The following is a 15,910-nucleotide window of genomic DNA, read 5'->3' on the forward strand; positions in this document are numbered from 1 at the left end:
TCGTCGCGGAATCGGCCGTTGAACGACTCGCAGATCCCGTTCTGCCACGGCGAGGCCGGGTCGATGAACGCTGGGTCCACCCCGGTGAACCGGCACCAGTCGGTCATCGCGTGTGCGGTCATCTCGGTGCCGTTGTCCATCCGGATATGCTCCGGTTTGCGGCCGGTCGAAGCGACGAGTTCGTCGAGTACGTCGACGAGTTGGTCAGCGGTGCACGACCGGAACGCGGTCACCGCGAGGGCTTCGCGGGTGAACTCGTCCACGATATTGAGGAACCGGACCTGGCGTCCGTCGGCGGTGACGTCGACCTGGAAATCCAGTGCCCACATCTGATCCGGCCGGGATGCACGAAGTCGTTGATGCCGGCCCGCACCGATCCGCCGTTTCTTCCGGACCCGGGCAGGTCGTTTCAATCCGTGTTCTCGCCACAGCCGGCGGGTGCGTTTCCGGTTGACCACCAGCCCCTCGGACCGACACAGAGCGTGAGCTTTGCGCCATCCCCACCGCGGATGCGCCCGCGATATCTCGCGAAGTCGCCTGGTCAAGACCCGCTCGGTCTCGGCAACCGCAGGTCGGCGGCGCTGTGTCGAGCGGGGTTGCCCGGCGAGGCGGCATGCTCGGCGTTCGGAGACCCCGAACCGGTCCCGCAGCACCTGCACGGCCCTGCGGCGGCGGTCCGGGCTCAGTAGTTTCCCCGGTTCAGCTCCTTGAGCATGTCGATATCGAGCGCCTGGTCGGCGACCATTCTCTTGAGCCGGGCATTCTCGCGTTCGAGCTCTTTGAGCCTCTTGGCGTCCTCGGACTTCATGCCCCCGTACTGGTTCTGCCAGCGATGCCAGGTCGCATCCGAAATCTCGAGGTGCTTGCACACGTCCTCGATCGTGAAGTTCTCACCGAGCAGTCGCTCTCCCTCGCGGAGCTTGCGGATGATCTGCTCGGGCGTGTGCCGACGTCGTGACATGGTGTGATCGTCTCCTTCTGCACCCATTCTGGTGCATCAGAACTCTCACAACCGGTGGACCCACCCACCGGGCTCCAGTCACGTCGACCCCGGCAGCTTCGTGGCGGACCGGCAGGTCCTGATGCCATGAGGGGGCAGAGAAACTATTGTGTGTTAGATCGGTTCGAGCCGTAGGCGCAACCGCGCCAACGGAGATCGATTGATTTCCGACGTCACCAAGTGGACGGCGTCGTCGTTGTGCCCGCCGAGCCTGTGTGACCCGTGAGAGCTGCTGATGGATTTCGACGAACTCGACTTTCTGCGCCGCAGTGATCCGGCGTGGCGGCTGTTACGTGCCGACAACGCGCCGCTGGTGCTGGGGTTCCTCCGGAAGGTCTTCGTCGAGGACAACATCCGGTCGATCTCGGCCACCGAGCTGACCGATCGTCTCGACGACGAGTTGTATGCGCTCAACGAGCGGCTCGGCGAAGGCGCGTTTCCCAAGATGGCCAAGGCATACCTGGACGATTGGGCGGCTCCGATGAACGGGTGGCTTCGGAAGTACTACCCCGCGGGCACCGACGAGGTGCATTTCGATGCGACTCCAGCCGTGGAGAAGGCGCTTACCTGGGTCGATTCGCTCCGGAAACGTTCGTTTGTGGGTACCGAGTCCCGCCTGAACACCGTATTCGAACTGCTGCGTCAGATGGCCTACGGAGCCGAAACCGATCCGGACATCCGGCTGGCCGAGCTCCACCGGCGCCGCGGCGAAATCGACGACGAGATCGACCGGGTCGCCGGTGGTGATTTCGCCGTGCTCGACGATTCGGCTCAGCGGGACCGCTACCAGCAGTTCGCTGCGACCGCGTGGCAGTTGTTGGCCGACTTCCGCGAGGTCGAGGCCAACTTCCGGGGATTGGATCGGTCCCTTCGTGCGCGCATCGCCGGGTGGGCGGGAAGGAAGGGGCAACTGCTCGAGGAGGTGGTCGGCAACCGCACCACCATCACCGACTCGGACCAGGGACGCAGCTTCCAAGCGTTCTACGACTTCCTTCTTTCGCATGAACGGCAATCCGAGCTCACCGAACTGCTCGAGAAAGTCCAGTCTCTGGACGCGGTTGGCGAAACCGACCCGCGTATGCGGCACATTCACTACGACTGGCTCGACGCGGCCGAACGCACTCAGGCGACAGTGCGGCTGCTGTCGGAGCAGCTGCGGCGGTTTCTGGACGACCAGGTGTGGCTGGAGAATCGTCGTGTGATGGACATCCTGTACAGCATCGAGTCCTCCGCGCTCGCACTCCGCGAGCAGCCCACCCCCGCGCTCACCTGCGAACTCGACGGCACCGCGCCGGTGATCGGTCTGCCGATGGAACGGCCGCTCTACACGCCGAACGAGAAAGTCTCGCTGGATAGTGCGGGCATCGCTGCGGCCGACGAGGATGTCGATGCGTCCGCGCTGTTCGAGCAGGTCCATGTGGACCGTGAGTTGTTGTGCGGCGTTGTGCGCCGCGAGCTGCGCGAACGTGCCCAGGTCGGGTTGCGTGAGGTATTGGGGCGCCGGCCACTGGAACAGGGTATGGCTGAGCTCGTCGCCTATCTCTCGCTCGCCGACTCCGCGTTCCAGATCGTCTTCGACGAGGCGACGCGGGAGCAGGTGCGCTGGATAGATGACGGTGGTGTGGTGCGGGTGGCGACGATACCGCGGGTGACGTTTATTCGGGCCTCGGACGGCGACCACATCGTCGGTGGGCGTCTTTAGCATGGGCAGCGTGTCTACGTCATTGCGCCGCGACGAGCTCGATCTGCCGTTGGTCATCACGCACCTGATGAAGGGTGTGGTCTACGCGGACAGTCACGAGAAGGTTTGGCGGCATCTATTGCCGTTGCAGGCCCAGGTGCGTGACTACGTCGGTGTGATCGGCCTGACCGTTGTTGTCGACGAGACCGAGGGATATGCCTTCCTGCGGTCGAAGCCGGGCGATGAGGACGAGGATGCGAAACTGCCCCGGCTGATCCCGCGGCGTGCTCTTTCGTTTCACATGAGCCTGCTGTTGGCGCTGCTGCGGAAGAAACTTGCCGAGTTCGATGCTTCCGGAGCGGAGACCCGGTTGATTCTCACAAGGCATCAGCTTGTGGAGATGGTGCGGATGTTCCTGCCCGAGAGCAGCAACGAAGCTCGGCTGGTCGATCAGATCGACACCCTGCTCGGCAAGATTGTCGAACTCGGGTTCTTGCGGCGGATCGCCGGGCAGGACGCCGCGTACGAGGTGCGGCGCATCCTCAAGGCGTTCGTGGACGGGCAATGGCTGGCCGAGTTCGACCAGCGGCTCGGCGAATACGCCGCGCAACTCGATGGAGTAGGGGGTGCGGACTGATGGGTGGCCTGTTCAGCGCCGCGGGCCTGGACACCGAGGAGTCCGGGCTCGCCGGTTATCGGCTGGAACGACTGGAGGTCTATAACTGGGGGACCTTCGACCAGCGGGTGTGGCTGTTCCGTCCCGAGGGGCGCAACAGCCTGCTGACCGGCGATATCGGCTCCGGAAAGTCGACCATCGTCGATGCGATCACCACATTGCTGCTACCCGCACATCGCATTTCCTACAACAAGGCGGCGGGGGCCGACACGAAGGAGCGGGACCTCCGCTCGTATGTGCTGGGCTACTACAAGTCCGAGCGCAACGAGGCGACCGGCGCGGCCAGGCCGGTCGGGTTGCGAGATCGCCGGTCGTTTTCGGTTGTCCTCGCTACCTTCAGCAACGTCGGCTGTGACTCGACGGTGACGCTGGCCCAGGTGTTCTGGTTCCGCGACGCCTCTGTCGGTCAGCCGGACCGGTTCTATGTGACAGCGGATCGGAGCCTGACGATCGCGGAGGATTTCGCCGAGTTCGGTGGGGACATTGCGACGCTCAAGCGCCGGCTGCGCAAGCAGGGCGCTGGTGTCCGCGACCATTTTCCTCAGTACAGCAAGGATTTCCGCCGTCTGCTGGGGATCGAGTCCGAGCAGGCGATGGAGTTGTTCCACCAGACGGTATCGATGAAATCGGTGGGCAACCTGAACGATTTCGTCCGTTCCCACATGCTGGAGCCGTTCGACGCGGCTGATTGGACCAGCCGGCTTGTACACCATTTCGAAGACCTGACCAAAGCGCACGAAGCGGTGCTCAAAGCACGCACACAGCTCACCATGCTCGAACCCCTGCTCGCCGAGTGCGACACCTACGACGACCTCGACGCACGGATCATGGCGGGCAAGACCGAACGGGAAGCACTTCGGTTCTACTGTGCGGATCGCAAGGTGACGTTGCTCGTCAACCGGCTGTCGGGTCTTGACGTAGAGCTCAGTGAGCAGGAGGCAGCCGGCGCTGCCGCGGAGGCCGACCTGAAACGCTTGCGGCGCAAGGAGCGAGACCTCGAGATCGAGCGGGCGGGCTGCGGTGGTAACCGAATCAGTCGGCTCGAAGCCGAGATCGGCTCCGCGGAGACCGAACGCGACCGGCGGCGCAAACAACACGACCAGTATCAGTTGCTACTGGCGGCCGCCGAGCTGCCCGCAGTCGTGGACGCCGCCCAGTTCGCCGCCCGGCGGCGTGCAGTATCCGAAAGGCAGAGCAGTCTCGACCAAGTACAGGCCGAGCTGCAAAACCGACTCACCGACTTTGTCGTCTCGCGCCGTGAGCTCGATGCAGAAGCCGGGCACATCAACACCGAGCTGCTGAGCCTGCGGCAGCGACGCAGTAACATTCCCAAGCGCAGCCTGGACATACGGGAGGCACTTTGCGCTGCAATACAAGTTGATACCGCCGAGCTTCCGTTCGCCGGCGAGCTCGTCCAGGTCCGTGTGGACAGCGCTACTTGGGAAGGGGCTGCTGAGCGGCTGCTACACAGCTTCGGGCTGTCGATGTTGGTCTCGGGCGAGCACTATGATGCCGTCTCCGAGTGGATCAACGAACGGCACCTCGGGATCAAGCTCGTCTACTACCGAGTGCCGGAACGGCTGGGCCGGACGCCGCCTCCTTCACTGCCAGAACGGTCGCTGTTCACCAAATTGGAGATCAAGGACTCGTCGTTCTCGGAGTGGCTGGAACGTGAGCTGGCATACCGTGCCGACTACGAGTGTGTCGACACCATGGCCGAGTTCCGGCGAGCAGCCAAGGCTGTCACCCAGGCCGGGCAGGTCAAAGGTGCCCGCGGCAGGCACGAGAAAGACGATGCCCGCCGAATCGACGACCGCCGCCACTACGTCCTGGGCTGGGACAACCAGGCCAAGATCGACGCTTTGATCGACCAGGCGGAGCGCCTTCAACGTCAACTGCGTGACATGGACGGGCTGGTGCAGAAGGTCAACGCCGAACTGAGCGCCAAACGGGGGCTCGCCACAACCCTGACCTTGCTGAAACAGTTCAACGAGTTCGACGACGTAGACTGGCAGGCGTCGGTCAACCGCATAGCCGCACTCGTCGACGAAAAGACGCGGCTGGAACAGCAGTCGGACGAGCTGAAGCGACTGACCGCAGAGCTGGAAACCGTCGCTACCCAGATCGAAGTTGCCGAGGCCGCACAGAAGAAGGCGCAGACAGAATTCGGAAACCTCGATGGTCAGCGCAAAGCCATGGCGGGACAGCTGCGCGACACGAGGGCTACTCTGGACGAACCGGCGGCCGAATCCGCCAGGGCATCGTTTCCCTCGGTAGACGAACGTGTCGGAGCCAGGAACCTCGTTACTCCGGAAGATTGCGACACCTGCCACATCGCGGTGAACGACGAGATCACCACCGAAATCGATCGGCTCACCGGCCGGCAGAACAAGGCCGCGGCGCGCGTAGTCGCGAGAATGGGGGACTTCCGCAAGGAGTACCCGCTGGAAACGGCGGAGTTCGACAACTCGGTGCAGACGGCAGGTGAATACCGTTCGCTGCACGACCGGATCTCATCCGACGACCTGCCCCGGTTCGAGTCCGAGTTCAAGACCTACCTCAACACCAACACCATTCGCGACATCGCGGGTTTCCATTCTCAGCTGACCAAGCAGGCGGAGCTGATCAAGCAGCGGATCGAAACCATCAACGACTCATTGGTCGACATCGATTACAACCCCGACCGGTTCATCCGGCTCGAGCCACATCCGACGGTAAATGTCGAGGTCCGAGAGTTCCGCAAAGACCTCCGGGAGTGCACCAGCGGATCACTGAGCGGCGACGACTCGAACCAGTACTCCGAACAGAAGTTCCTCCAGGTCAAGGCGCTGATCGAACGGTTCCGGGGACGGGATGGGCACACCGAACCGGACCGGCAGTGGACCCGCCGCGTCACCGACGTGCGCAACTGGTTCACTTTCTCCGCGTCCGAACGGTGGCGCGCCGATGACACCGAACACGAGAACTACGCCGACTCGGGCGGCAAATCCGGCGGTCAGAAGGAGAAACTCGCCTACACGATCCTCGCGGCGTCGCTGGCCTACCAGTTCAAGCTCGACTGGGGCGTGAGCAAGTCGAAGACCTTCCGGTTTGTAGTGATCGACGAGGCGTTCGGCCGCGGTTCCGATGAGTCAACCCGATTCGCCCTCGGTCTCTTCCGGCGGTTGGGACTGCAACTGCTGATCGTGACCCCCTTGCAGAAGATCCACGTCATCGAACCCTATGTCGCGGCAGTCGGATTCGTGGACAACAAGACCGGTGACAGCTCGAGATTGCAGACCTTGACCATCGAAGAGTATCAGCATCGTCAGCTCGCTCACACTCTCGCCACCGCTTCCGATCAAGGCGCCTGACGTGGCATCGGCCAGTTGGACCGTACCCGACGATGTGCTGGGCACACTGCGTCGGCGATGGGATCGTGGCGAGTTCCTGTCCCAGTTCGCCGCCGGAATCCCCTGGGAGCCGCTGGCAATCGGATTACGGAGGCCGAGCGCGCAGGACATCGCTACACACCTGGACGGCGCACGTGCCTGGGTCGAGCAGTGGCGTCGAACGCGCCAACTTCGTGTCGAGATGAGAACCGTCGGAGGTCGAGTCGTCGGCACGAACACGATCCCCGGCCGTGTCTGGGTCGACTCCTACGAGCAGCTTTGGGCCGTACTCGGTGTCCAGTCCACCGTGGAAACGTTCACCGTCCTGCTCGACGCGACCGCGCTCAGAGCTCCTGCCATCGCCGATTGGATGTCCGCAAAACCGATGGAAGTGATCGAGTACCAGGACGAGTGGCTCCGGCTGGTCAACACCGCCCTGTGGATCGACTCACACGCACGTCCTGACATGTACGTACGGCAGATCGACGTGCCTGGAGTCGACACCAAGTTCATCGAACGTTTTCGCACCGTCCTGGCGGCGCTGCTGGACTGCCTGCTACCGGAGGAGCGCATCGACCGCAGCAAGTCGGCATCCGACTTCGCCGGCCGGTACGGGTTTCGCCAGAAGCCTTCCTACATCCGTTACCGGCACTTGTCCGACGGCCCTGAATTCAGCGAACTCGCCGTCCGAGTACTCGAGCTGGCCGACATGCCGCTGGCGGAGCGCACGGTGTTCGTTGTGGAGAACGAGATCACCTACCTCGCTTTCCCACCTGTGGAGGACGCTGTCGTCATCTTCGGCGAGGGCTACGCAGCATCCCGGCTGCGCCCGTTGAAGTGGCTGGATCAGAAAAATCTCGTCTACTGGGGTGACATCGACACCCACGGATTTGCGATCCTGAACAGCGTGCGCCGCTCATTCGAAGGTACGCGGTCCATGCTCATGGACCGCGCCAGCCTCCTCGCCCACGAGAGCCACTGGATCGCCGAGCCGAACCCCACCAGCGAGCACCTCGAGGCACTCACCCCGGACGAAGCGAGCCTCTATACCGACCTAGTGGAGGGGGTTCTGGGCAGGTCCGTGCGGCTGGAGCAAGAACGCATCTCCTACACCGCCATCGAGCAGGCCACCCGGCAGTTCCGCTGACCTGGCACATCTCTTCGCTGGATGACGTTCGGTCATGCCCTGGCCCGTCCCTGGGAATCTCGCGTGGGTCTGTCGCTCCGGCCCGGTAACCGGTGGTCAGCTCGGCGACTTCCTCGGCGTCGAGGTGCCGTGCCCGCCGGGGTTTGGGTCGCTCAACGGGTGGCGGCGCCGGACTTGTCGGGTCGGGGTAGCTTCTGGATCAGCCGGGTCCGGCAGGGGTTCGTCCCGACCTACAGATGCTTGTTGAGCACCCGTGCCATCGCGGGTATCACCGTCGCCGACATCATGTCATCGTGGCCGGCGTCGATCGGGTGGTTGTGCACCGGCCCCGCGACGTACGGGGTCCAATTCGCCGCGGCGTGCGGCCGGTCGGCAATGCCGTTCGGCGCGGCGGCAAAGTAGATCATCTCCGCATCGACGACCGGCGGACGGTGCTGCGCGAGCATTCGGCCGGTGTGATGCGCGGCCGCAACCATCCGCTCGAGGTGACGTGGTTCGAGAAAGCTTGTGTCGCGAGGTTGCCGGTTCAGCGTGACCGTGTCTTCGGTCGAGAGTCCCACCGGTGCAGAGTCGATCCCGTTCGCCTCCGCGTACCCGGAGACGAACCCGGCGACGCTCAGCGGCGCGGGCGGCTCCATACCGAGGAAGGCTGTATCGGCGTCGAGCAGTGCGAGCAGCGACACCTCGGCACCGAGAGCGCGGAGACGGGCCGCGACCGCATGGGCGACGATTCCGCCGAGCGACCACCCCAGCAGGCGATACGGGCCCTCCCTTTGAACCGAACGAACAGCGTGTGTGTACAGGTCGGCGAACTCGTCGATCGTCTGCGGCCGTGGGGCGACGTCGTCCACCCACGGGGACTGTAGTCCGTAGATCGGCACCTGGGAATCGAGGTGTGGCACCAGGCCTGCGTAGCACCAGGCCAACCCCGAGGTCGGATGTATGCAGAACAGGGGTGGTTCGGTACCGGCCGGCCGGATTTCCAGTAGCACGGCGAACGGGGAGGAGTCCGACGCCTCGCCGTCGGCGTCCAGCCGGCGGGCAAGGGCCTGGACCGTGGCGTCGGCGAGGATGTGCATGACAGATACCTGCTTACCGAACATCGTGCCCAGGTCGGCCGCCAGTCGGGCGGCGGTGAGCGAATTGCCTCCGAGCTCGATGAAGGATTCGTCGATGCCAACCCGCTCGACACCGAGTACCTCTGCGTATGCCTCGGCGACCTTCTGCTCGGTGGGAGTCACCGCCGGGCGGAACTTCTGACGCCCGGAACGAAATTCCGGCTTCGGCAGCGCCGCCCGGTCCAGTTTGCCCGCCGGCGTGAGCGGAATCTGCTCGAGTGCCACCACGGTCGCCGGGACCATATATGCGGGCAGCACCCGGGCGACCGCCTCACGCAATCGGTCGACGTCGATCTCGGTATCCGGGGCGGGCTGCACGTATGAGACGAGCGTAGCGGTGTCCCCCGGCCCGTCGTGGCCGACAGTCGTCGCGAACTCCACGCCGGGCTCATGCGCCAACACCGCGTCGATCTCGTCGAGTTCGATACGGAACCCACGGATCTTGACCTGGTGATCGGTGCGCCCTCGGAACTCGAGCGAGCCGGTCTCATTCCAGCACACCAGGTCTCCGGTGCGATACATGCGCTCACCGGGGACGCCGAAGGGGGCGGCGACGAACCGGGACGAGGTGAGGTCCGCGCGGTTGTGATAACCGCGGGCGAGACCTGCACCCGCCAGATACAACTCGCCGACGACGCCGACCGGGACGGGGCGCAGCCATGGGTCGAGCACCACGGCCGTAGCACCGCGCCGCGGGGATCCGATAGTGATCGGCCGATCGCCGTCCAGCACATCCGAACACGTGGCCCAGATCGTGAATTCGGTGGGTCCGTAGTGGTTGCGCAGGCTCGGACCGGCACCGTACCGCTGAGCAGTTTCGGGCCGCAGTGATTCCCCAGCGACCGCGAGCATCTCGACACTTGCCAGTGCCGCCGGAGTCATCGTAGACAGCACCGATGGTGTCACGAGCATGTGTGTGACCTGCTCGTCGGCGACGATGCCCGCGAGTTCGCAGCCGCCGAGCACCGTCGACGGCACCACAACGAGACATGCACCGGCGCCGAACGCGAGCAGGATCTCCGATATGGATGCGTCGAAACTGGGCGAGGCGAAATGCAGTACCCGCCCATCCGGCTGTGCCCGCATGGATTCCTGTTTCGCACTGAGCAGATTCGCCAGGCCCGTGTGGGTGATCGTCACGCCCTTCGGCACTCCCGTCGATCCGGAGGTGTAGATCAGATACGCGGCGTGGTCGGGGCGCAGCGGCACCGAACGATCGGCCTGGGTGATCGCAGCCGCCGGCTCCGCGTCGATGACCGGAGCAACCGAATCGTCGTCGAGGACCACCCAGTGCACCGACCGCGGTAGGCAAGCGCAGAGGGCGGTGACTGTGACACCCAGCATCGTCTCGGAGTCGTCGAGAAGGTGGGCGATTCGCGCCGCGGGGTAGTTCGGGTCGATCGGCACGTACGTCGCGCCGGTCTTGACGATGGCCCACATGGTGACGATTGATTCGACGGACCGGGTCAGCGCCGACGCAACGGCCGTTTCCGGTCCGGCCCCGTGGCGGATGAGCATGCGAGCCAATTTGTTCGAGCTCTCGTCGAGTTCTGTGTAGGTCACCGACCGCCCCTGGAACCGGACCGCGACAGAAGCCGGACTCGTAGCGGTGGCCCGCGCAAGGATGTCCGGCATCGTCAGGATCGCAGCGTCCAATGGCCGCGCGTGCGGCAGCATCGCGCGCTCGGCGTCGGTGAGAATGTCGATCGTGGTCAGGGCGGCGTCGGGTCCGGCCGCGAGGAACCGCTCCAGAAACAATATGAACCGCTGGTGGTGCCGCTGCACCTCGGCGTCGCTGTACAGGCCCGGGTTGGCCTGGAGGTCGAGCGTCACCCGGTCGTCACCGGAGCCGGTATAGACCACGAGCGACAGATCCTCGACCAGTCCCGTGGACAGTACGTGCAGGCGCCAGACGAGCGAACCCACATCCAGTGCGCCGTTGAACATCATGAGGTTCACATGCGGTCCGAACGTCCCCGGCGTGCCGACGTTGCGGCCCGTGTCGCGCAGCACGTCCTCCATCCGGTAACGCTGCCGGGGCAGCGCATCGACGAGTTCGCGCCTGGTGGCCCGGATCAGTTGGCCGACGGTTGTCGCGGGTCGTGCCGGCACTCGTAGGGGCACGGCATTCGCGGCCATACCGCCCGAGGACCGCAACGTCTTCGTCGTCCTCGCCGTGACCGGGAGTGTCAGCAGAACCTCGTCACGTCCGAGCATCCGTGCCACGAAAGCGCCGAAGGCGCCCACGAGCACCGGGGCCGACGCGATGCCGCGCCGACCACCCGAGACCGTCTCCAGCAGTGCGGTGATCCGCGGTGAAAGGACCGAACCGACGACCCGAGGATGCGCCGGCGGCGGCACCGATCGGCCGGTGAGGCCGGTAGGCTCGGGCGCACCGGCCAAGTGCCGGCGCCAGTACTCCCGGTCGGTGTCGGCCTCGGGCGAGTTCCGATAGGCGCGTTCGTCCTCGGCAACCGCAGCGAGTTCACCGAACGGCGTAGGTTGGGGCGGGGTGCCTTCGACGATCGCGGTGTACAGCTGGGCAACCCGCCGAAACGAGCGATTCGCGGCGTAACCGTCGAGAACGATGTGGTGCGCCCTTCCATACCAGAAGTACCGCCGCGCGCCGACCCGGAGCACCGCCATCGTCGAAAGCTGGTCGTCGAATACGTCCAGCGGCGCGGTGTACTCGGCGCGCATCCACTCCCGTGCCGTGGCCTCGGGATCATCGCTGTCACGGAAATCGTGCAGGCCGACGGTGTCACAGACGGTCTCGTCGATGACCTGGTACGGCTGTCCGTCGGCTATGCCGAGCCGCAGACAGCGGTACCCGGACTCCCGGGCCTCCTGCACGATCGCGGCGGAGAGCGCCGCAGTGTCCAGCTCGCCCTCGATCTCGACGAAATGCGCGATGGTAATCGGTGCGGGAGTGAGTTGCTGGGCATACAGGATCCCGCGTTGCGCCGCAGTCAGCTCGAAGGCGCCGTCCGGTCGTTGCATCATCGACAATCTCCTGTCGTCAGCAGGTTGTTTCGCACTATCGATGATTCGGCCGCCCAGCGATCCTGTATGTCACCGCGAACACACTTGTAGCGTCACCGGCATGGCAGTAAGGCTGCGGTTTCCGTCGAACAATGACCCCTATCAACAACGATCGTGAAGGGAGACCGGGGCCATGGAATCCGAGCGTATTGTCGCCAAGGTGTCCGGCGTCGAGTTCGAAAGTCTTTTCGACCCGTGCCCGGACCCGATGTCGGACACGGTTCGCTGGACGTTGCGGAGGTGGATGCAGGGACATCTGAGCCGGTCGCATCCGCAGCTCGGCCGGCCTGGCCCGGTCTGCCCATTCACCGGTCCGGCGATTGCGAAACGCGTGGTCTGGGCCGGCATAGTCGGTGGCACGGACATCGATCAGGACCGGATGCGGAGCGTCGTCGATGATATGGTCGACATCTTCCCGACGCTGGCGCCTCGGGACGGTACCGGCTCGGCGTTGCGGACCATCGTGGCGGTCTTTCCCGATCTCACCGACTACGCCATGATCGACGCGGTCCAGCAGGCAGGAAAGGACCAGTTCGTCGAGGTGGGTCTCATGCTCGGGCAGTTCTATCCCGGCTGCGCCGAAGGTGGGTTGTGGAATAGTGACTTCCGCCCGCTCGATGCACCGCTACCGATCTTGGCGGTGCGGCAGATGGTCGGCACCGACTACCCGTTCCTGACGTCACGGCAGAACCACCTGAGCGCGTATCTGAAGCAGTTCGCACCGGCCGTGCCATCGACGGTTCGAACCGGTATCGCCGAGCGGATCGCGTCGTAGCCGTACCGGCACGTAGTTGCGGTGTTGCCGGTGGCGTAGGTAATGCGCGCCGGTAATGGTCGCCACACGAGTTCGTGCGTCGAGCGTGCGGACGGTTCGTGCCAGGTCGCCATCGGCGGCCGGCCGGTGTACCACTTCGCGAAGGACGGGAGACCGAAGATCTGCTGGGGCAGGGCGTCGGCGGCACATGGTTCGCCTCGCATCCACCCGGCGGTAGGGCACTCGCGAAATGGTTTCAGCTTGCGGAGTCGATCAGTGCCGCGCGGTCGACCACGGTGATACGGCCACGGGTCAGCGTCAGGATATTGTGTTCCTGCAGGTCGCGCAGCACTCTGTTCGCCGTTGCCCGCGTGGTTCCCGCCATGGATGCCAAATCCTCCTGATTGAGCCGGATCTCTGCAACCGCACCCGATCCACCGTAGATACGGGCAAGGTCGACCAGACGTCGCAGAACCCGGGTTTCGACCGGTAGATACAGGGCCTCGAGCACCTGCGCGGAAAGCCGCCGCACCTGAGCGGCCAACGTGGCGATCATGACCCGGTCGATATCCGGGTACCTCCGACGCAGGGCCGTCAACTGTTCGCGACTGAACGTCAATGTCTCGACGTTCTCGACCGCCTCGACGGTCGCGGTCCGGCGCGAGCTGCTGTCGAGCACTGCCAATTCGCCGAACGAGTGGCCGGGACCGAGCATCGTCAGCGTTGCGGTGTTCCCGAACGGGGTGGTCACCCGGACGATGAGCCGGCCGGACCTGATCAAATGCAAACAGTCGCCGGGATCGCCTTCATGGCACAGGATTTCCCGGCGTTTGTACCGGCGGGGTGTGCACGTGGCCAGAATTTCGCGCCGCTCCGATTCACCTAATCCACGGAGAATCTCGAATTCGGTGGTCACCATAGTCCATCCAACACATAGCAGGTCACCGGTTCGCTGCGGCCTCGGACCGTCACTGTGCCACGGCTGCGTACCTGTGCGCGCGAGCCGAGGTGTGCGTAGGTCACTGAGCTGATGACCACGGTCCCGGGCTCCGCCAAGCTCTCCAGCCGGGCGGCGAGGTTCGTCGTATCACCGATTGCCGTGTAGTTGCGCATCTGCGGTGCGCCGATATTGCCGACCAGTGCCGGACCGGTGTTGATTCCGACCCGGAAACGTGGCCAGCCAGGATGTCGCATCGCCGTTTCGGTGACTACGCGCTGGATGGCGAGCCCCGCGCCGGCTGCCCGCAACGCATGATCCGGCTGATGGGCGGGCGCGTTGAAGAGAGCCATCACGGCGTCGCCGACGAACTGGACGACTGTCCCACCGTAGTCCAGAATCGTCGGCACGATCACGCCGTAATAGGTGTTCAGCATGTGCACCACAGCCTCCGGGGCCGAGGATTCGGAAAACGGCGTGAACCCCGATAGGTCGGCCATGAGTACACTGACCTCGGCGATCCGTCCGCCGAGTCCGGCCTGGGACGGGTCGGCGATCAGGGCCGTCGCCACCGTGGGGGACATATAGGACCGGAACAGCCCGTCGATCTGCTGGTACAGGCGGGCATTCTCCAGCATGACCGATGTCCGGTCGGCGAACGATCGCAAGATCGCCAACTCGGCGTCGGTGAAGCGGCCTCCCGCACGTTGTGCCTCGAGAATACCGGCACGGTTTCCCTTGACGACCAGCGGGAACGCCAATGACTGCGAATTCGCGGGCCCGCCGTCGGGAAAGATCAGTTCGTGGCCTCGTACCAGCCCGAGTCGAAATCGATCCCGTTCGAACGCCGCCGTGATGAGGTGCAGCACCTCATCGAGTAGGTCCTGTTCGCCGCGTATCACGTTCGATCGCCCACCGATCGCCGCCAACAGGCCCAGTCTACGGACCTGCTCACGCTCGCTACCCAACGCGTAGGCGCCTTGCTGTAACACGGCCACCTGGCGTTCGGTGAGCCCGAAGCGTTTGGACAACCGGGCCCCGACTGCTCCCAACGGCTCGGTCGAGGCGACGCCGCCTTCGGCGCGCGCACGGAGCGCATCGACCATCTCGTTGAGAGCGTGCGTGTAGTCGCGCTCCAGCCCGGAAACGGTCTGGCGCAGCGTTACGCTGTCGAAGAGCCCGAGTGCCGAACCTTCGCGCCGGAATTGCAGATGTGCGCTACCGGAGATGAGTGCAAAGGCAGCCAGCATCAGCACATGCCATTCCCACCAGGAGGTATGCCAACTACGGCTGAAGCCTACGGCGAAAAGCGCCTCGGCCAGCAGCACGAAGGCGGTGAGCACGCTGAGCAGCACGACACCCCGGCGACGCAGGTACTCACGACCATAGCGAAATGCTGCGACGAGATAGCACGCCGACCCGATGAAGGCCAGACCGACCAGCGGTCCCCTGGCCTCCGCCGGATCGGGTGCGTGATGCAGCGGTGGCAATTGTGCCATCGATACCAATGCCCACGCCAGGAGCAGCAGCGTCGGGAGTACAGACAGCATCCATGCGAACCGATGCAACCGCGCCGCCGCCCCAGGCCCGAATTCCATCGACGATGCGAGGGCGGCGACACCGCCGAGCCCCAGCCCGACAGGTACCGAATAGACGAAGCCGGCGTTCGGTGTCAGCAGGATCACGCCGGGCGTCGTCAATGCGTGTAATCCGAGAAACCCCGCGCTGAACTGGCACACCAGTGATACCAGGATCAACCTGGCGTCTCCACGCATCCGAGCGGCCCGGAACAACACAACGCCCAACGCCATGGCGATTGCGGCAGTGGCGAGCACCAACCAGAAATGTATTCCACGGTGTTCGTAGTCCATGTCGAGCTCGGGACGGGATACCAGCAGCCACAGTCCGAGCGCGGGCAGCGCGACGTGTCCAAGCCATAGCACAACCTTGACCTTCGACACCATCCGAACGCTACCGCGTCCTCCGCCCGAGGGAAACAGAAAGAAGCTGATCACCTCGGCCCACCGAGGTGGGCGCAGGCCCACTCGCGAGGGTGGCGGGCGCCGTGGACCATGCCGGTGAGTTAGTGGCGGCCAGGCTGCTGCGGCGTTCTCAGGCTATGTGCTGTGCCGGATGGAGGGTGAAGGTGAGTTACCGGCAGCCACGGGCCTGAGGTGTCGGCGT

9 protein-coding genes and 1 pseudogene are annotated in these 15,910 nt (G+C 64.6%); 6 read left to right on the top strand and 4 right to left on the bottom strand.

What is annotated here, in order from left to right:
- Positions 1-961, bottom strand: a pseudogene (locus tag ABZV91_RS19325) (IS3 family transposase); the annotation flags it as partial.
- Positions 962-1,235: 274 nt separating this feature from the next.
- Here ABZV91_RS19325 and ABZV91_RS19330 point away from each other — a divergent pair.
- Genes ABZV91_RS19330 through ABZV91_RS19345 form a run of 4 tightly spaced genes read left to right on the top strand, consistent with a single transcriptional unit; the run spans position 1,236 to position 7,875 of the window.
- Positions 1,236-2,702 carry a DUF3375 domain-containing protein gene (locus ABZV91_RS19330; protein WP_355243294.1) on the top strand — a complete coding sequence of 489 codons (1,467 nt, stop codon included), beginning with the start codon at positions 1,236-1,238 and terminating at the stop codon, positions 2,700-2,702.
- Position 2,703: 1 nt separating this feature from the next.
- Positions 2,704-3,318 carry a DUF4194 domain-containing protein gene (locus ABZV91_RS19335; RefSeq protein WP_355243296.1) on the top strand — a complete coding sequence of 205 codons (615 nt, stop codon included), beginning with the start codon at positions 2,704-2,706 and terminating at the stop codon, positions 3,316-3,318.
- A complete protein-coding gene (locus tag ABZV91_RS19340) occupies positions 3,318-6,710 on the top strand; it encodes an ATP-binding protein (protein WP_355243298.1) in 3,393 nt (1,130 codons plus the stop codon). The genes ABZV91_RS19335 and ABZV91_RS19340 overlap by 1 nt, the downstream gene beginning before the upstream one ends.
- A gap of 1 nt (position 6,711) precedes the next feature.
- Positions 6,712-7,875, top strand: a complete 1,164-nt coding sequence (locus ABZV91_RS19345; protein WP_355243301.1) for a Wadjet anti-phage system protein JetD domain-containing protein — start codon at positions 6,712-6,714, stop codon at positions 7,873-7,875.
- A 230-nt stretch (positions 7,876-8,105) separates the two neighbouring features.
- On the opposite strand, the gene ABZV91_RS19350 is transcribed toward ABZV91_RS19345, so the two are convergent.
- Positions 8,106-11,996 (bottom strand): amino acid adenylation domain-containing protein, encoded by a 3,891-nt coding sequence (locus ABZV91_RS19350; RefSeq protein ID WP_355243304.1) that lies wholly within the window; start codon positions 11,994-11,996, stop codon positions 8,106-8,108.
- Positions 11,997-12,168: 172 nt separating this feature from the next.
- Here ABZV91_RS19350 and ABZV91_RS19355 point away from each other — a divergent pair, with 172 nt between their 5' ends.
- Together ABZV91_RS19355 and ABZV91_RS19360 are read left to right on the top strand one after the other, a co-directional pair.
- Positions 12,169-12,810, top strand: coding sequence for a DUF6875 domain-containing protein (locus ABZV91_RS19355; protein ID WP_355243307.1), 642 nt, complete (start codon positions 12,169-12,171; stop codon positions 12,808-12,810).
- Between the two features lie 42 nt (positions 12,811-12,852).
- Positions 12,853-13,089: a hypothetical protein gene (locus tag ABZV91_RS19360; protein WP_355243310.1), complete on the top strand. Its 237-nt coding sequence runs from the start codon at positions 12,853-12,855 to the stop codon at positions 13,087-13,089.
- Here ABZV91_RS19360 and ABZV91_RS19365 read toward each other — a convergent pair.
- Complete coding sequence (locus ABZV91_RS19365; RefSeq protein WP_355243314.1) at positions 13,046-13,708, bottom strand: Crp/Fnr family transcriptional regulator; 663 nt, start codon at positions 13,706-13,708, stop codon at positions 13,046-13,048. The genes ABZV91_RS19360 and ABZV91_RS19365 overlap by 44 nt on opposite strands.
- Positions 13,702-15,687 (bottom strand): adenylate/guanylate cyclase domain-containing protein, encoded by a 1,986-nt coding sequence (locus ABZV91_RS19370; protein ID WP_355243317.1) that lies wholly within the window; start codon positions 15,685-15,687, stop codon positions 13,702-13,704. Before ABZV91_RS19370 ends, ABZV91_RS19365 begins: the two co-directional genes overlap by 7 nt.
- Between the last annotated feature and the right edge of the window lie 223 nt (positions 15,688-15,910).

This window comes from Nocardia sp. NPDC004568 (assembly GCF_040609955.1).
In the GTDB taxonomy this organism is placed as follows: domain Bacteria; phylum Actinomycetota; class Actinomycetes; order Mycobacteriales; family Mycobacteriaceae; genus Nocardia.